The sequence below is a fragment of the Chryseobacterium sp. CFS15 genome, assembly GCF_031118795.1.
Lineage (GTDB): Bacteria > Bacteroidota > Bacteroidia > Flavobacteriales > Weeksellaceae > Chryseobacterium > Chryseobacterium indoltheticum.
In genome coordinates this window covers 16,927-33,184 of record NZ_JAVHYL010000017.1, presented here as the reverse complement: position 1 = coordinate 33,184, position 16,258 = coordinate 16,927, and the positions used below count along the sequence as shown (strand labels likewise).

Sequence of the window (16,258 nt, the reverse complement as noted above, 5' to 3'; positions counted from 1 at the left end):
AAGGACAAAATAAAGATGTAGAAGAATTTGTAAAAATAGTAATTAATGAGAAAAACTCGGTAAAATTCAATTAGTTAATTAATAAAAATACAGGTTTGGTTTTTATTACTACAATGGGATCTAATAATACCTGGTTGAAAGTTCATAAAGTTTGTCTTAGCAAGAAATGCCTACAAACAAATTCAACAGGAATTCCTTATCAATCTTTTTTGGAAGGTTATAAAGTAGAGAATTTGAATTTAAATAAAATTGAATTTACCGAAAAATCATTTTTTGAATGTGAAAAAATTGAAAAGTATGGCGTTTTTGTTTCTTTAAAGGATAAATTTCATAGTCTGTCCGGATCAGTATCTTTTTTTATAGAAAATTATTCTAATATAATTGGAGAAAAAATAGACTCTTCCAAGAAAAAAGAATTAGATACAGATTTAAAAAAAATTAGAAAAATCGAACTAACAAGGCGGAGGGTTACAATGAATAGTAAAGGAGGAACATTTGTTTTTATATAACCAACATTAACATTGCTGGAAAATCGTATCTTACCATAATAGATTTTGCTTCTATGGATTGTAGTGTATAATAAAATTTTTATAATGAAATCTTTATATATTTTAATTGCATATTAAAGGCAAAACTTGTATTGGAATATCTCCATCAAAAGTAATTATTAGTGTTCATCAAGATGGTGTAAAAGGATCATCTTTAGGTGACATAAGAGACTCTTTTATAAAACAAAAATGTAGATATGCAGCATTTTTTGATGGTAGTGATTCTTCAATGCTTTTCGAAAACGGGAAATTCATTATAAATATGGGGCAAGATAAAAATGAATTATGCACAGCAGGAATATTGTTTGTTAAATATTATTAGAATGAAAGCAATTTATAGATATTATTACTTATTTTCAATTACCTTATTGATTTTTATAATTACAATATTCAAATACGAGACTAATTGTATGGAAGAAATTCAAGAAGGAAAAGGGCATTTTTTTGTATGGCTGGTTAGAGGATACTCATCTTTAAGTTATCAAATAGATATAACAAAATTAATTTCTGATTTTTTGATTTTCTTTTTTATAATCTTAATTTTTTCAAAAATATTTAAATTCAAAATACACCAATATATAAAGCTCACAGTTGGATTTTTTGCTTTTCTACTCATTGTTGCAATAATAATTTATGCATTTACCTTTGATGTTTACTTTGAAAAAATCAAATGTGATGTCATTTTTTCAAGCATTTCAATTGGTATTTAGTGTTATTTTCTGCGAATAATATTTCCAAATAGGATTATGATAATCTCTATGTTGAAAGTTGGGGATTTTATGCAGGAGCAAGCGCAGAAGGTTTTTTCTCGGAAGAAGGTTGTCATTTTCCTAAACGTCTTTTAGATAAAGCTTTCAATCCTGATGGAAGTATTAACGGAAATGCACCTACATTCAGAGAATGCGTAAAATCTTATTGGAAAATTTATCATCAGTATAAAACGTATCGGGACTATATAAAGGCTAATCCCTCTAAAAAGTATGCGTCGGCAAAATATAAAATTCCTATAATAAGTAATGTGTTACCTGATTGGTTTCATACAATTTTAGATCAGGCAATTTCAAAAGCAGAAGGAGCGAAAAAAGCTCTTTATATGAAAAGTGAATTGTACCGTCTTAAGCTTAATGCCTTAATAGCTTTTGAAAAAGTACATAATATGGAACTGCAGGCCCATTTTGCTCCGGTAGGATTAATGTTTAATAAAGGAACTCTTTCAGATTGGGATCAGTATCAGGATCAAACCATTTGGGATCGGGTAAAAGATACAGGCAAAGATTTGTTTTACCGCTTAGATTATTCTTCGGGTGCGACTTTGGAACAAAAACGGAAAGAAGAAAAAGCATTTGTAGAAGGCGAAGGAAAAACCCGAATGGTAAAAACAAGCATTGCGAATACCGCAGGAATAAAAAAATGGGTAGACCAAGCCAAAGAAGAACTGAAAATTACAAAACACTGGTACACTGATATTGTAGATTGGGCAAGAGGCGACAAAGAATATGACGGTTCCGGCTGGGCACATGGTGCAAGACAAAGCCTGGCAAAATCTATTGGTTTTACGGATGGAAATATTGATAATCTTTTTGAAGCCGGAATTTATTCTATGCTGCAAAGTGGTGAAGTAGATATTAGTAACAGCAAAAGGCTGATTAAGATGATTAATGAAGACCCCGAGTTTGTTGAATATGAGAAAGAAATTGCTAAAAAGGTGTTTCATGATTTACGTTATTTAAAAGAAACGTTTGAAATTATAGATCTTCCATTAAGAGCAATTCAATTAGGAGGAAAAAGAGCCAAAGGAGATATGTTAGACCAGTTTAAAAATCCTTTTAGTACAAAATATAGAGATACTTGGAAAGTTGCAGCCAATGAACTGACTTGGTTATTAAGAAGTATTGGTATAATAACTTTAGTTAGTGTAGATAAAAATGGAGATGTAAAAATTCAACATAAGTTTGAGGATACTTTTGATTTACGAGCGTCTGAAGATGGTTCACGAAGCATAGAATATGATGTGGTAAGTATTATTTCTGGTTTTCTCTATCACGACATTGCAGGAGGAAATGATTTAATGAAAGTAAAAGGAAACTGGAGTAATCAATACTCTAAAAAAGATGTTGAATGGAAAGCCAACGGAGACAAAATTATTGAAGAAGGTATGAAAAAATGGAAAGAAAAAATGGAACAAGATCGTTTAAAATGGATTCGCAAAACTGAATAAAATATTTAAAATGAAAAAAATAATTGCGTTATTAGCTATTTTTATTGTTTTGATTAACTGTAATAAAACTGAGAAAATGAAAAACAAATTATTTCCCGAAAGACCTTATGAAGACGCTAAAATAGATAAATTTTATTGGGCTGATAATGGTTGGGATTATACGATGATTCCATTGATTAAACCATTTCAATTAATAAAGCTGCAAGGCAATGATATGTGGCAAATTTCAACAGGCTTCAATAAGTTTGATGAAATTAGTATTAGTCCAGTTGATAATTTTAATTTAACAAGTAGTTACATTTATGGTCATAAAAATGAAGAGATTCGAAACTTTGATAATCGTAAAGTAATTGTTCCTGCGTTTTGGTTTATTATTGATTTAAAAAGAGGAACTAAAGAAGTTTCATTATCTAAATTTAATTCAGAACAAGAACTTAATATAGAACTAAAAAAATTTAATCTTCCAGAAACATTTCTAAATCCTAATGAAGTGTATGAGCAATATAAGCAAGACCCTGTTTTACCTTGGTTTCCCGAGGATATTAAAAAGCAATTGCGAGAAGTAAAAGAAAAATAATATAATGAGGAACTAGCTTCCTCATTTTTATTAATAAAATACTATTTTGTAAGTATTATCTCCGGTTTTCTCTACCACGACATTGCGGGAGGAAATGATTTAATGAAAGTAAAAGGAAATTGGACAAATTCCTACAATAAATCAAAAATTGACTGGATGGCAAATGGAAATGAAAGAATTAAAAAAATGATGGAAAAAATATGAAGCAAAAACAAGATTCTATAATAAGAGAATATAACAAAATAGATGGATTATAATAAAACTACATTTCCTTTTGGAAATTAAAAAAGGTTAATATGAAATTATTAAAGACATTACTTTTATCTTTCATGATTCTTGGTTCATTAAAATGTAATAAAATAAAAAAAGAAATGAACGAACATATGCCTGATTATTCCTATAAAAATGCAGGAATTGATAAATTTTATTATGTGAAAAAGGATTTAGGTAATACTCCTATTATTCCCTTAATAAAACCATATAACATTTCAAGTATAGGTAACCCTGAAGAATGGTTTTTAGATACTTTTGTTGAAAGGCTTCAAAATGATCTTGGAGGTGGAATATCACCTATTTTGAAATTTAATTGTCATAAAATTTATATTTATGGCTACAAGCCATTTGAAAAAGATGAGCAAGATTCTACTTTTGATTCTCCCGAAAAATGGTTCATCATCAATACTCAAGAAAAACAACTTGTTTATTTTGACAAAGAATTGGATTTCCAAGCTGAACTCAAAAAACTCAATCTTCCCGAGAGATTTCTAAATCCTGACGAAGTGTATGAGCAGTACAAACAAGATTCTGTTTTACCTTGGTTTCCCGAGGATATTAAAAAGCAATTGCAAGAAGTAAAAGGAAAAAAAGGAAAATAATAAAAGGAACTGGCTTCCTCATTTTTATTAACAAAATACGATGCGGTAAGAGTTTCTTTATCATGACATTGCAGGAGAAAATGATTTAATGAAAGTAAAATGTAATTCAAAAAAAGGAAATTACCTTGGTGAATATAAAAATCTTTATACACTCTATCGTCAGGCGTTGGTAAAGCCGAAATTGAAGTATATACAACAATTTGATGTTACTGGGAACGCTAAATACAGTCTTTTAAAGTTCCGGGAGGTATTGCTTACCAAAAGCAGATTGGCGCATCGAATGAATTTTTACATCATACACTTGAGGCTTTATTTAATAATGCACATCCTGAATTTACAAATTATTATAAGGTTTTCTTCTTGGCGGATGTTTGTCCTGGAACTGCTGGCGTCGCATTATTACACAAAATTAACGATTGTTTTCACACCCAGGAATCCGGCAACAACCGTACACGAATTGTTACATGCAGTAGGCTTACCACATTCTTGGGAGAAAGGAAATAAAAATTCAGATATCAACGGATTTATATTTGAAAAATTTAAAACCGATAATGTAATGGATTACTACAAAAACCGATATTCCCTCTGGAAATGGCAATGGAAAAAGCTGCAAAGCAACTGCAATCATCATCAATATAAACCATAATATTTTATGCGAAAATTATTTTTTCTTTTTTTGATTACCCTATTATTTTCTTGTAATGGACAGGAAAATAAAAAAAACAGTACAGTTTCCAAAATCTTAAAACCAACAGAAATGCAAAGAATTAATATCAATGAATGGAAAGAAAAAGCAAAAAGTTATATGAATAGCCTGAATGAAGATGGTGAAACGGTAACGACCGGAGAGCCTTATTATTATTTAAAAGAAACATCAGAAATGAGTAAAGAAATTGAATTTTCAGGAAGTGATAAAGAAGGTTATTCTTTAAAAGAAGTTCTACCTAAGCCTAATCTTTACACTGACGTGAAATTTTATCGGGCAAACGGAATGCTGCTTTATTCATTCAAAACATTAGTGATAAATCCAAATATTGTTGTAGGAAAACATGATGAGTATAATGAAAAGGGAATCATAATTAAAACCGAAGATTATGATGAAGGTTTCTTAAGTAAACCGGAACAAATAGTTACATTTATAAAATCTCATGGTGGAAACATTGAAAATGAACTGACAATTATCGATAGACAAAAGGATAAAAATAGAAGCATCTGGCATGTCGAATTTTTGGTTGCTGAGAATAAATTAGTCAAAATATTTACATTGGAAGATTCTACACTTAAAATACTATCATCTCAAGAAAGAAGCTCTGATTTTCTTGAAGATTAAACTTTTTATTCATGTAACTTCAATTGAATTAATTCCATAGTAATTTCAAAATCGCAAAAAATAATATCGATAGCTTATACGAAATATTTACTCTTATAATCAGATTTAAAGATGATTCTGCAGAAATTATTACAATGGGAAAAGAATTTAGTTATAAATATTAATAAGCCAAAAGCTTCTATTTACGCAAAATAAATAATACTATTCTAAACTTGCTAATATCCAGATTTTGAATATAAGTGTAATAAAGGAATTTAATTAGTACGTTTAGATGGAAATACCGGAACGAGACTTCTTATGAAAAAATCTGGTAAAAATGGGATAGATACTTATCCATATTATGAAACACTTGTATTATCATAATAATCTTTTAGTTTTTTATAATTGGTAAACGTTGTTAATTATGTAAAATCCTCCTAAAAATTCCTTAAAATTAATCAAGAGATAATTTCATTTAAAATGACTCAAAACCTCTTTATACAAAGGGGTTTTCCTATGTTCGTATCGAAAGTAGTAGAACTACTACACAAAATCGTAGTATTACTACAAAAACTGAGATTTATCATATTTATAACTCCAAAATAAATCAATGGCTCTATCTTTGGATTAGAAATAACAACCAAATCACAAAATATTAACTGTTTAAAATTTACAAAACATGGCAGACAATTCAAGAGGAATCTTAAAATTCAACGGAAGCGAAGGACAAAAATTACTAAAGCTTAATTACAGCGTATCTAGATCTACAGACGTTTCAGGACGTGTAGCATCAGATCCTTCCAACGCTATCATCAAATTAACGATCGAAGCAACAGAGAAATCTGAAATTCTTGAAAGTTTGCTTAATGGTAAATATAAGCCAACAACTGGTGAAATTACTTTCAACAAATCTCACGAAGAAGGTACTTTGATTACTCTTAACTGGGAAAACGGATACGTTATTCAACACGAAGTAGATTTTGATGCAATAGATCAAAACTCTATGTTAATCAGCTTTGTAGTAAGTGCAGAAAAAATCAACTATGGTGGAGCTGCATACGAAGGCATCTGGCCGGGAGTATAATTTCTCTCTTATGAAATGATTAATGTGTATGAATAAAACTATTCATACACATTTTCAATATACTACCATTTTTGTTTTAAATCATCCTTAATTTCAAAACTTTCCGGTTATGAATCAAAGTGAAGTAAACGAAATTCAAGAATTAAATTCATTTAAATATGCTTGGTACAGAAACGGAAAATATTCTGTTAACGTCAAGTCATACCTTACCTTAGGCAACGGAAAAGCAAACGAAACAGAAACAGAAGAAATCTGGGAAATTATTCCCGGAGAATACAAGCATATTGAGGTTCTGATCTCAGATAAAAAATATATCCGTTTCGATGCACAGATGAAACCTTTCTACGAAATTCTGGATAAGGTAAATAAAGCAACCGAAAATCTTGCTTTACTTCTCAGTGAAGATAAAACGATCGAAAAGATTGAAAATGAAGAGGAAATTATTGAGAAATGGGAAGAGATCAAACGAAAAGAACTTCGTTTTCTGCAATTGGTCAAAGAATCTTACAACGAAATCATCAATATTTACGATAAAGAATTTCAGAGGATTGATGATAATATTAAAGCAAATCTTATTTACCAGATACTTTTTTACCCGTTTCCGAATACCGGAGTCAATTTCACAAATGAAGGTCAATTCAAAGAAAGAGAATTTCTTTCGACCCTTTTTCCGGGAGAGAAAATAGTGTACGATACAAACTATCAGTTTGTAGATAATAAAGATAAATTTCAGATGAATATCGGAGGAAAACTTAAAAGTCACACCGGCGATTTTGATGAAATTTATGCTAATAATTATCAGAAAGCTTTAAATATTCCTTTAGAATATGATTTGATGCTGGAGGGAGAATATATTTATAATCTCGATTCCGTATTATCAGAAATTGTATTTCATGTAAAGGAAAAGCTAAACGAAAAAATGCTGTATGTCTGCAGGTATCATATTCAACTAATAACATAAACAATATGAGTCAACTGTATATCGCACAAGAAACTCCGCTCATGTGTACAAGCGGAAGACGGCTGATCGGGATAGGAGTCAGTTCTCAGTCGAGCGTTTATCTAAAAAATGGTTCCAAACTGATGGCGACAGAAGATGATCGTTTCAAAGACAATTTTATCTGTCCGCAGATGATGGTCGCCGGAGCTATTGCCGGAGTCGGAATAGCCGCTGCATTTGGTGGCGGATTGTTTGTTTTGGCTGCTGCAGCTTGGGCTGGAAGCGCACTTATTGATGATTGTCTTAATATTTGCTCATTTCTTACCAAGGGAAGTGACTGGACGAATACGCATCAAAAAGTAAAAGTTGAAGGTAAGAAACCTCTTCTTCAGAATTCTACACTTAATTGTTTTTTGGGTGGAACGGTCAAGTTTCATCTTCCTACACCTGCTAAGATTACAGAGTTAAGCAACGCCGCATCGATGGCGCAGGATTCTTATAATGATAATTCTGATGAAGCAGCACAAATTGGTGAGTATACAAGAATGAATACCGATGACCAGGCAGTGCTAGACGACATGTTTGGTCCCGGAAATTTTATTCCTGAAGATTTTAATACGAATCGTGACGATGGATTTTACGCTTCTTTATACAAAAATAATACTACAGGAGAGTATTTTGTAGCTTTCAGAGGGTCAGAACCTAAAGGGATGCAGTTTTATCATGACTGGTTTATAGAAGATGGCGGGCAGGCTTTTGGTGCCCAGACTCCACAGATCGAAAAAACAATGCGTCTGGCAGATAAAATGAACCAAGCAACCAACGGAAATGTCTCTTTTACAGGACATTCTTTGGGTGGAGGAAATAGTGCAATGGCGTCTTATTACACAGGATTACCGGCTTATACTTTCAACACGCGAGGTGTGCACCAAAATACTTTAGATTTTTTAGATGAAAACAATGCGGTAGGATCTACTTCCAATATCACCAACTACAGTACCAGTAATGATATTCTTAATGCACTTCAGAATAACAGAGAAGGTCTTTTATCGACTCTTGCGATTTCAAGAATTCCCGGACTGAATAATCTGGCGCTTTTTGGCGGCCTTACAGGTGCGGTTCCACGAGCTTTAGGCGAACAAAACGAAATTTTCGGGTACATTCCGGATAATGAAGGAATGAATCTTAAAACATTCGGAAGCGGTCACAGCGCATATGCAGATGCTGTAGAAGCGATGATTGCAACCATTAATACCAATGTAATTGCAACAAACCCATAATCCATGAAAAAAATAATTTTTTTAATCTTTTTTACCATGACGTTATTTTCCTGTCAGGATACAAGATCCCGAAAAACTCAAAACAAAGAGCAATACCCTCCTCAAAAACTTTTTGAAGGAAAACAACTAGAGGCTGCACAGAAAATTTTTGATGAAGATAATTCAGGGTTAGAAAGTGTTTTAAAAGATGATCCGCAAATCATCAACCAGCTGAGTGATACCAAAGGATATACCTTACTCATGTATGCTTCCGTTGTCGAAAATCTTCCTGCAATGGAAATTCTCCTTAAAAACGGAGCAGATCCCAATATTGTGGTTCCTAATGAAGGATTAGGCTTACCCCTTTCTCACGCAGTTGCCTTAAATAATTACGAAATGGCAAAGCTTTTATTCAAATATAAAGCTAATCCAAATCCTGAATTAGGGAATAGTCCGCTTTGCAATGCAATGTCTTTGGGAAATGAACAAACCGAGAAAAAAATGATCGATTTTTTGTTGGATAATGGTGCAGATATTAATCATACTTCTTATTTGGGGCACAATATTATGGAAGAAGCAGCACGTAATTTGTCTCAATTCCGTATCGCATTATATCTCTTAGAAAAGGGAGGAAATCCCAAAATAAAAGGAACTGAGCTTTCTCCAATGGCAAAATATATTGAGTACGAAAAAAAGAAAACATCGGAAAATAAAAATCCTAAAGCTGTTGATTATTATGAAAACCTATTGAAAGTCTCAACTATACTTCAAGAGAAATATCACATTACATTTCCTGTAAAAGACGATCCGAAAGCAGAAGCAAAACTGCGAATAGAATTGTATGAGAAACTGAGCGAAAAAGATAAAAAATCTGTGAACTTTAATAAAAATTACGGCGAAAACAGATATAAAGAAGATCAAAAATTGTTGTTACAATAATACCATACTTAAAGAATGAATCGTAGTATTACTACAAAAAGTAAAATTTTAGGCTTAATTTTTTTTCTTTTGGTAATAATATGATTAAATTTAAAATAATAAGAAAAACAAAAATTTTCGTAATACATAATACGAAAATTTTGTCATCTCTGATGAGATAAGAAAAATAAAAAACCAAATTCACAAGTTTAAAGAAAAATATTATGTTTCAGGATAATACGATAAAACCACAGCTTTCAGGCGAGATAAAGACTGGTGCGACACAAAACCTTCGGGAAGAAGCGTCCAAAGAAATTGCAGATAAAGCCAGCGAAAATATTAAAAACATAAACTCAAAGATTAGCGAACCCATTAATGGAGCAGCACAAAAATCTAATATGTTTATGAATCAGATGGCTCAGACCAACAATCCGGCAGTTATAGAAGAAAAAGTTTGGGCAAATCAACCAACTTCAAAAATTCACAATGCTTTGGCAATAGCCACAAGTCAGGTTTTAGGAATCAACAGAGTGGTAAAGCTTGATTTGATTATCGAAGGAAAAGAAATTAAACATTTTAAGCATTTCAAATTAAATCAAAGCGCTATAAAACATCATGAATTCAGCATTACTCTTGCTCATGATACGCTTGGTTCTGCAGAAAATCATAATCTTGAGGAAGCCCAGAACTTTTTAGGGAAAAGATTAACTGTAATTTTTAAATATAAAGACGTTATCGACGGTCCTGAAAGAAATTTTGTAGGAGTTATCACAGAAGTAGGTTTCAGTCAGGAAAAAGGCAGTTTAGGAAATATTGTTTTGAGTGGTTTCAGCCCGACCATATTATTAGATGCTGCTCCTCATATTCAAAGTTTTGGGGGTGCCCAACCTATTAGCCTAAATAGTATTGCCCATCACGTTATAAAAGAAGGACTTGGCGGAAATAAATTCGACTTTCGAGTAGATGCTCAGTACGGAAATGTTTCTTACAGTTCCCAATACGAAGAAACACATTACAACTATTTAGCTAGAATTGCAGAAGCTTACGGCGAGCAATTTTTTTATGACGGTGAAGTTCTGCATTTTGGAAAGCTTCCACCTGCCGAACAGCCTATAAAGCTTACTTATGGAAGCAGTGTGAGCGATATTAAAATCAAAATGAAAGCTCAACATGTAAATCCTTCATTTTACGGGTATAACAGCAGTAAAAACGAAAAACTGACGACGGGAAGCTCAAAAATTACCCACGCTTCAGATATTGCAAAACGAGCGTACGAAATTTCAGAAAAAACATTTACAACACCATCTCTAAGAGTTGCGCCAATAAAGGCAGCATCTTTTATGGATATTGACGCCTCACAAAAAGGAACGGCCGGAAGCAATGCTTCGCAGGTATTTATTACTTCAGGAGAAACAACGGTTCCATTTTTATATCCTGGGTGTACGGCAGATGTTGAAATGAGAAAACAAGATACCAATCAAACCTCTTATTTCACCAAATTGATGATGACTGAAGTAACTCACGAGGTTGATGCAAGAGGATATTACACTGGATATTTTGAGGCTATTGCTGCAGACAGCGGATATATTCCACGCCCGGTTTTTGAAAATCCAAGAGCTGAGGCTCAGTTTGCGAAAGTTATCGCAAATGCAGATCCTTTAAATCAGGGTAGAGTACAGGTTCAGTTCGATTGGCAGAGTGGGCCGGATACCTCAGAATTTATTCGAGTAATGACTCCGGATGCAGGAAGCAGTGATAAAGTAAATAAAAACCGTGGATTTATGGCAATTCCTGAAGTTGGTGATCAGGTGATTGTTAATTTCGTTCATCAACACCCAGACCGACCTTTTGTAATGGGCGGAATGTTTCATGGTGGAGTTGGCGGCGGTGGCGGAGCCGGAAATAATGTTAAAAGTTTATCCAGTAAAAGCGGAAATATTATTTGTCTCAATGACGGAGCCGGAATTGAAATTAAAGACAGAAATGGAAATCATGTCACTTTAAGTGGAACGGGTGATGTGACCACTTTTGTGAGCAATGATAATAATGAAGATATTGGTAATAATCATACCACAAAAGTCGCTACGAAAACCACGATTAATGTCGGAAAAGATCAGAGTGTTTTAACAATGGATAATGCCGGAAATATTTCTTTGGAAGGAAAAACACAGATCGAACTTAAAGTTGGCGAAAATAAAATAACCATTAAAAAAGATTCAATTACGATTTCTGTAGGAAATGGTATGCTTGATATGAACTCAAAAGATAACGCATTACTTGTTACTCAAAATAATCTTAGTTTACATAGTAAATCAAATACATCAATTAATGCTACAGGTAATACTGTCGTGACAGGTAAACAAGTTGATATAAACTAAATAAAAGATGGAATTGTTGGAATACCAAATTCAGGAGGGTGATACATTAGAACTAATTGCTGAAAAATTTAAAATATCAATAAATGAACTTATTAATTATCATAACAGTAACTCTTCATTAACAAAACTAATTTCAGGAGACTATCTTCCTATACATTTATCTACCATAATAATAAACCCCGAAGTAAATAACAAACGGGAGATTGATTGCTTATTTATTAATGATTATAAAATTATTGCAGAAAGTGAATATTATACTTTTAAAAAACTAATCTATACTTCAAAAACGGAAAGTATTGTAGAGATTAAAAGTATTGTGAGTAATACCTATGAAATAAATCAAAAATCAAAAGTAATTACATGTAGCTCTCCTCATTATGATAGCTATTTAATCCTGTTATCATTATTGGATAAGCCTTTTGAAAATTTAATTGTTTCTACCGACCATAGTGGGAAAATAGTTAAAATAGTTAATCAAACTGAGATAGAGGAAAAATGGGAAATCGTAAAAATAGAATTAAATGAAATGACAGATGATAAGGAAATGTTGAAACAAATAATAGAAACAAGTAAAAGCATATATTCTGATTCGTTAAAACATATAGTAGCAAACATACAATATAATCAAATATTTCCTCAACTTTTTGAAAATAAATTAAACACAAATAGTATAAAGAACAGCCATTCATTAGAACTTTACTCTTCCTTATTTTCTGGCAATAAAATTTGGTTGAAGATAAATACAAAAAAAATTGATAACGGAGAAGATTCCTTTGAAATAAAAAATAAGAGCTTTTTAGAAAATAAAAATAAAGATATTCTTAAGGATTTGTATGATAAAACCTACAGAGAATTATTAGGGAATAATTTTGAATATGATTTTAGTTTAAGATCTAAATATAAGCTTGACAAGACAGGACATATAGAAAAGTGTTTATCAGAATTTACCGAAAATATTAATGACACGATTGTGTCTAAATGCAATTACGAAATTACCAAAATATAATATGGGAAATGTATATGTACCTGATGAAACATGGTTAGTATGTACATCAGGAATGAATAAAAAACAGATAAAAGTTCACAGTCAGTCATCAATAAAAAATCAGAATAAATATTTAGCAACAATTGATGACAGAACTGGAGGTAATTTTGTATGTTCGAAAATGGTTATCGCCGGAGCGTTAATTGGTGCTGCTGTTGGTGCTTTGATTTTTTTTACAGGTGGTGCGGCAGCATTAGCATTAGGATCTGTAATGGCTATTGGTGCTACAGCTGGAGCCGCTACAGGTTTAGCCGCTGCAATATCATTTCCCATTTGTGCTATGACGACTTTAATGTATGATTGGGCACCAGTACATCAGAATGTCGAATTTGAAAATAAAAAAGCATTAATAGGAAGTTCTACATTAGATTGTTTATTTGGAGGTAAAATTATTATTTGCTTTTCTGAAGAGTATGCAGATGCAATTGTAAATAAAAACAGAGTAGATACTTTAAGAGATACGGTGGTTATTATTGGGCTTTCTTATTTTGGGGGAAGTTTATTTCAAGGGGTTTCACAAGGTGTACCGGCACTGCTTACTGCGGTAAAGGCAAAGAATTGGATTGCATTAATACAAGCGGGAAGTGTTGTTGGAGCAAATTATACTGCAGGTAAAACCTATGACTGGTTAAAAGATGTAACGGGTATGGGTAATGTAATTAATCCTGAAAGTTTGGGGTCAACTGCGACATCGACTTATGATTACGTTAGTTCTCCGGAAGGGGGACTTTGGGGAGGTGCTTCAGAAATTGAAAATGTAAATACTCAAATCACTCACACATCAGTTACTCAAAACACTTCTATAAATCAAAACAGAACTACAATAATTACACCTAACGGAGAGGTAATTTTACCAAGTACTACAGTACAGCAAACAACCGTAGGAACCCAAACAATATATTCGTCTACCAACCCCAATGCAAGTCCTCGTACAACAAACATAAATATAAGTTCATCAAGTTCATCTACAACGGGATATCATTCGCCATCTATTACAGAAATTAATAATACAACAAATAATTCCAATCTCAATATTCAGACCAATGCTATGAACCAGCTAAAATCAACGGTTGGTAAAGGTCTTATCGAAAATGTTATTAAAGATATTGGTGATTTTGTTACATTCAATCTAATGGCAAATTTTGGTGAAGAAGAAATTGCTCAAGCTTTATTAAATCATGAAGTAGAGGCTGTGAAAGGTATAAATGTAAGAGAAAATGAATTTTAATATAAAGATTTTTATAATAATATTAATCTCAATTGCTGGTATTTTATATGTGCCTTTAAAATTAATTGTTTTAAAGAGTAATCTTATTAGTATAAATGGAGCTTTAACTGAAGTAACAAAATCATTTACAAGAGTTCCTTTCTATAAGTTTCGTATAGCAGATTATACAAATGAATTTTATAACTCTGGAACAGGAGTTTTATCAAATTTAAAGGATGATAAAAAGATATTATATAATAAGAATGATAAGCACATCACTTTTTTTGTAAATAAAAAAGACTTTCTGAAGCTCAAAAAAGGAAAAGACATTCAGTATATTGGATTACAAAAAAAGAATGTTTTTATAGACATCTTTTACTATTATTTTTCTCAATTTGGCAAACTTCCTTTTTTTGTTTTTTGTATTTTAATGATGTGTTTAAATGCTTATGCAATCTATACTTTCAAACTCAAAATTTTTGAATTTTTAATCGTTGTTTATCTGTTTTATGGTATTTTAATTTTAGTATTATGAGAAAAATTATTGCAATAATTGGAGTTTTTGCTCTACTATCCTTCATGTCCTATAAATTTTTGTTTAAAAAAGATGAGCAAAAGTATTTAGATAAAGGAATAGAATACTTTAATGAAAACAGATACAAAGAAGCTTTGGTTTATTTTGATATGGCTGAAAAATTAGGTAATACTGATGCGCTTAAATACTCTGGTGTAATCTATTTAGAATCTGGTAATCCTAAAAGAGCAATACCAAAATTAAAAGGTTATCTCAGCCATTTAGATTCTCAGCATGAAGATAATAAGATTATACTGAATGATTTAGGAGTGGCTTATTTTAAAATTAATGATATTCAGAATGCAAAACTATATTGGAAAAAAGCCTCTGAACGTGGCAATCAGACAAGCATGAATAATTTAAAAGAACTTGAAAAAAATAATATTAAATAATTAGAATACATAATTTAAGCCGATTATAAGTCTTTCAGAATATACTTCTCTTCATATAAATAAGTTTATTAGGAAAAGATTTCTGACAAATTCTATTGATTCAACTGTTGAAAATAATTTGTGAATATTGTTACAAAACGAAACTTTAGAATACTAGATTCAATTAATCATCTTAAAAAATATTTTTTTTGGTAAGTAAAATTTAAATCATAACTTTCTAACATCTTTTCTCAAGTTATTTAGAATTTAAAACTCATCAACTAACAATTTTGTAAGTTCTAGACTCATCTTATATTTTACAGTTGTATGTGAGGACAGCTAATTAAAATATAAATTTGTGAAAATAGATAGCTACGAAAACATCTTACATAAAAAAGCAAATCAGAACTAAAAATTTTTAATTCTGATTTCCCTATAATATTGTAAAAAGTAATTGATCTATTTATGTTCCAAATCAACAGTATAACTTTTAGGGCTGTATTTTGTAAGCGATCCGGTTGCCGCATCAATTCCTACACCGATTGCGCCGCCAAGAAGAATGTTTAGTAACGTTACCGGATTAAAAGTTTTGGTAAGCTTCACTTCTTTAGTCTCGAAACCTTCTTTTTGAAACATCACCATTTGTTTACCCAACCCTCTCGGAATTTCTGCTGTACAAGGTGTTAAACATTTTTCAACTCCTTTATGGATTACTTTTGCACCTTCCGGCGTTGTGGTAAATGTGATTGAATCTTTGGTTCCTGTAAAAATGGTCGCACAAGATGTAGTAGAAAGCACAATGCTTAAGCCTAAGACAATTGATAAAGTTCTTTTCATTTTTGATTAGATAGTGTTTTTAATTTTAATTTTTGCTGAAACAGAACATTTTAGCTCTAATTTTCAGTAATGCGAAAATATATTTTTTAAGTCGAATAAAAAAATATTCATTTCATTC

General features: G+C 31.5%; 18 protein-coding genes. 17 read left to right on the top strand and 1 reads right to left on the bottom strand.

Going from position 1 to position 16,258, the window contains the following annotated elements; all coding sequences use genetic code 11:
* Positions 1 to 113: 113 nt before the first annotated feature.
* From OH814_RS19520 to OH814_RS19440, 17 genes are all read left to right on the top strand, one after another.
* Positions 114 to 509, top strand: coding sequence for a hypothetical protein (locus OH814_RS19520; RefSeq protein WP_308829315.1), 396 nt, complete (start codon positions 114 to 116; stop codon positions 507 to 509).
* 106 nt (positions 510 to 615) lie between these two features.
* Positions 616 to 870 (top strand): phosphodiester glycosidase family protein, encoded by a 255-nt coding sequence (locus OH814_RS19515; RefSeq protein WP_115621475.1) that lies wholly within the window; start codon positions 616 to 618, stop codon positions 868 to 870.
* Between the two features lie 88 nt (positions 871 to 958).
* On the top strand, positions 959 to 1,258 hold the full coding sequence (locus tag OH814_RS19510; RefSeq protein ID WP_308829314.1) for a hypothetical protein: 300 nt from the start codon (positions 959 to 961) through the stop codon (positions 1,256 to 1,258).
* A 383-nt stretch (positions 1,259 to 1,641) separates the two neighbouring features.
* Positions 1,642 to 2,766, top strand: a complete 1,125-nt coding sequence (locus OH814_RS19505; RefSeq protein ID WP_308829313.1) for a hypothetical protein — start codon at positions 1,642 to 1,644, stop codon at positions 2,764 to 2,766.
* 10 nt (positions 2,767 to 2,776) lie between these two features.
* Positions 2,777 to 3,343 (top strand): hypothetical protein, encoded by a 567-nt coding sequence (locus tag OH814_RS19500; protein ID WP_308829312.1) that lies wholly within the window; start codon positions 2,777 to 2,779, stop codon positions 3,341 to 3,343.
* A gap of 296 nt (positions 3,344 to 3,639) precedes the next feature.
* The gene (locus OH814_RS19495) at positions 3,640 to 4,218 is read left to right on the top strand and encodes a hypothetical protein (protein ID WP_308829311.1); all 579 of its coding nucleotides are present in this window, start codon (positions 3,640 to 3,642) and stop codon (positions 4,216 to 4,218) included.
* An 88-nt stretch (positions 4,219 to 4,306) separates the two neighbouring features.
* Positions 4,307 to 4,864, top strand: coding sequence for a hypothetical protein (locus tag OH814_RS19490; RefSeq protein ID WP_308829310.1), 558 nt, complete (start codon positions 4,307 to 4,309; stop codon positions 4,862 to 4,864).
* Positions 4,865 to 4,975: 111 nt separating this feature from the next.
* On the top strand, positions 4,976 to 5,548 hold the full coding sequence (locus OH814_RS19485; RefSeq protein ID WP_308829309.1) for a hypothetical protein: 573 nt from the start codon (positions 4,976 to 4,978) through the stop codon (positions 5,546 to 5,548).
* A 658-nt stretch (positions 5,549 to 6,206) separates the two neighbouring features.
* Complete coding sequence (gene tssD, locus OH814_RS19480) at positions 6,207 to 6,611, top strand: type VI secretion system tube protein TssD (RefSeq protein WP_076562771.1); 405 nt, start codon at positions 6,207 to 6,209, stop codon at positions 6,609 to 6,611.
* A gap of 109 nt (positions 6,612 to 6,720) precedes the next feature.
* Positions 6,721 to 7,572, top strand: a complete 852-nt coding sequence (locus tag OH814_RS19475) for a hypothetical protein (RefSeq protein WP_308829308.1) — start codon at positions 6,721 to 6,723, stop codon at positions 7,570 to 7,572.
* A gap of 5 nt (positions 7,573 to 7,577) precedes the next feature.
* The gene (locus tag OH814_RS19470; protein WP_076562776.1) at positions 7,578 to 8,831 is read left to right on the top strand and encodes a PAAR-like protein; all 1,254 of its coding nucleotides are present in this window, start codon (positions 7,578 to 7,580) and stop codon (positions 8,829 to 8,831) included.
* Positions 8,832 to 8,834: 3 nt separating this feature from the next.
* On the top strand, positions 8,835 to 9,749 hold the full coding sequence (locus OH814_RS19465) for an ankyrin repeat domain-containing protein (protein ID WP_228428855.1): 915 nt from the start codon (positions 8,835 to 8,837) through the stop codon (positions 9,747 to 9,749).
* A gap of 203 nt (positions 9,750 to 9,952) precedes the next feature.
* Positions 9,953 to 12,106: a phage baseplate assembly protein V gene (locus tag OH814_RS19460; protein WP_308829307.1), complete on the top strand. Its 2,154-nt coding sequence runs from the start codon at positions 9,953 to 9,955 to the stop codon at positions 12,104 to 12,106.
* Between the two features lie 7 nt (positions 12,107 to 12,113).
* The gene (locus OH814_RS19455) at positions 12,114 to 13,112 is read left to right on the top strand and encodes a LysM domain-containing protein (protein WP_308829306.1); all 999 of its coding nucleotides are present in this window, start codon (positions 12,114 to 12,116) and stop codon (positions 13,110 to 13,112) included.
* A 1-nt stretch (position 13,113) separates the two neighbouring features.
* Entirely contained in the window at positions 13,114 to 14,379 is a 1,266-nt protein-coding gene (locus tag OH814_RS19450; protein ID WP_159436399.1) for a PAAR-like protein, read from the top strand.
* Entirely contained in the window at positions 14,369 to 14,893 is a 525-nt protein-coding gene (locus OH814_RS19445) for a hypothetical protein (RefSeq protein ID WP_308829305.1), read from the top strand. The genes OH814_RS19450 and OH814_RS19445 overlap by 11 nt, the downstream gene beginning before the upstream one ends.
* Positions 14,890 to 15,324, top strand: a complete 435-nt coding sequence (locus OH814_RS19440; protein ID WP_123890144.1) for a hypothetical protein — start codon at positions 14,890 to 14,892, stop codon at positions 15,322 to 15,324. Before OH814_RS19445 ends, OH814_RS19440 begins: the two co-directional genes overlap by 4 nt.
* A gap of 438 nt (positions 15,325 to 15,762) precedes the next feature.
* Here the strand turns inward: OH814_RS19440 and OH814_RS19435 are convergent, their stop codons facing one another.
* Positions 15,763 to 16,140, bottom strand: a complete 378-nt coding sequence (locus OH814_RS19435) for a PEGA domain-containing protein (protein WP_308829304.1) — start codon at positions 16,138 to 16,140, stop codon at positions 15,763 to 15,765.
* Between the last annotated feature and the right edge of the window lie 118 nt (positions 16,141 to 16,258).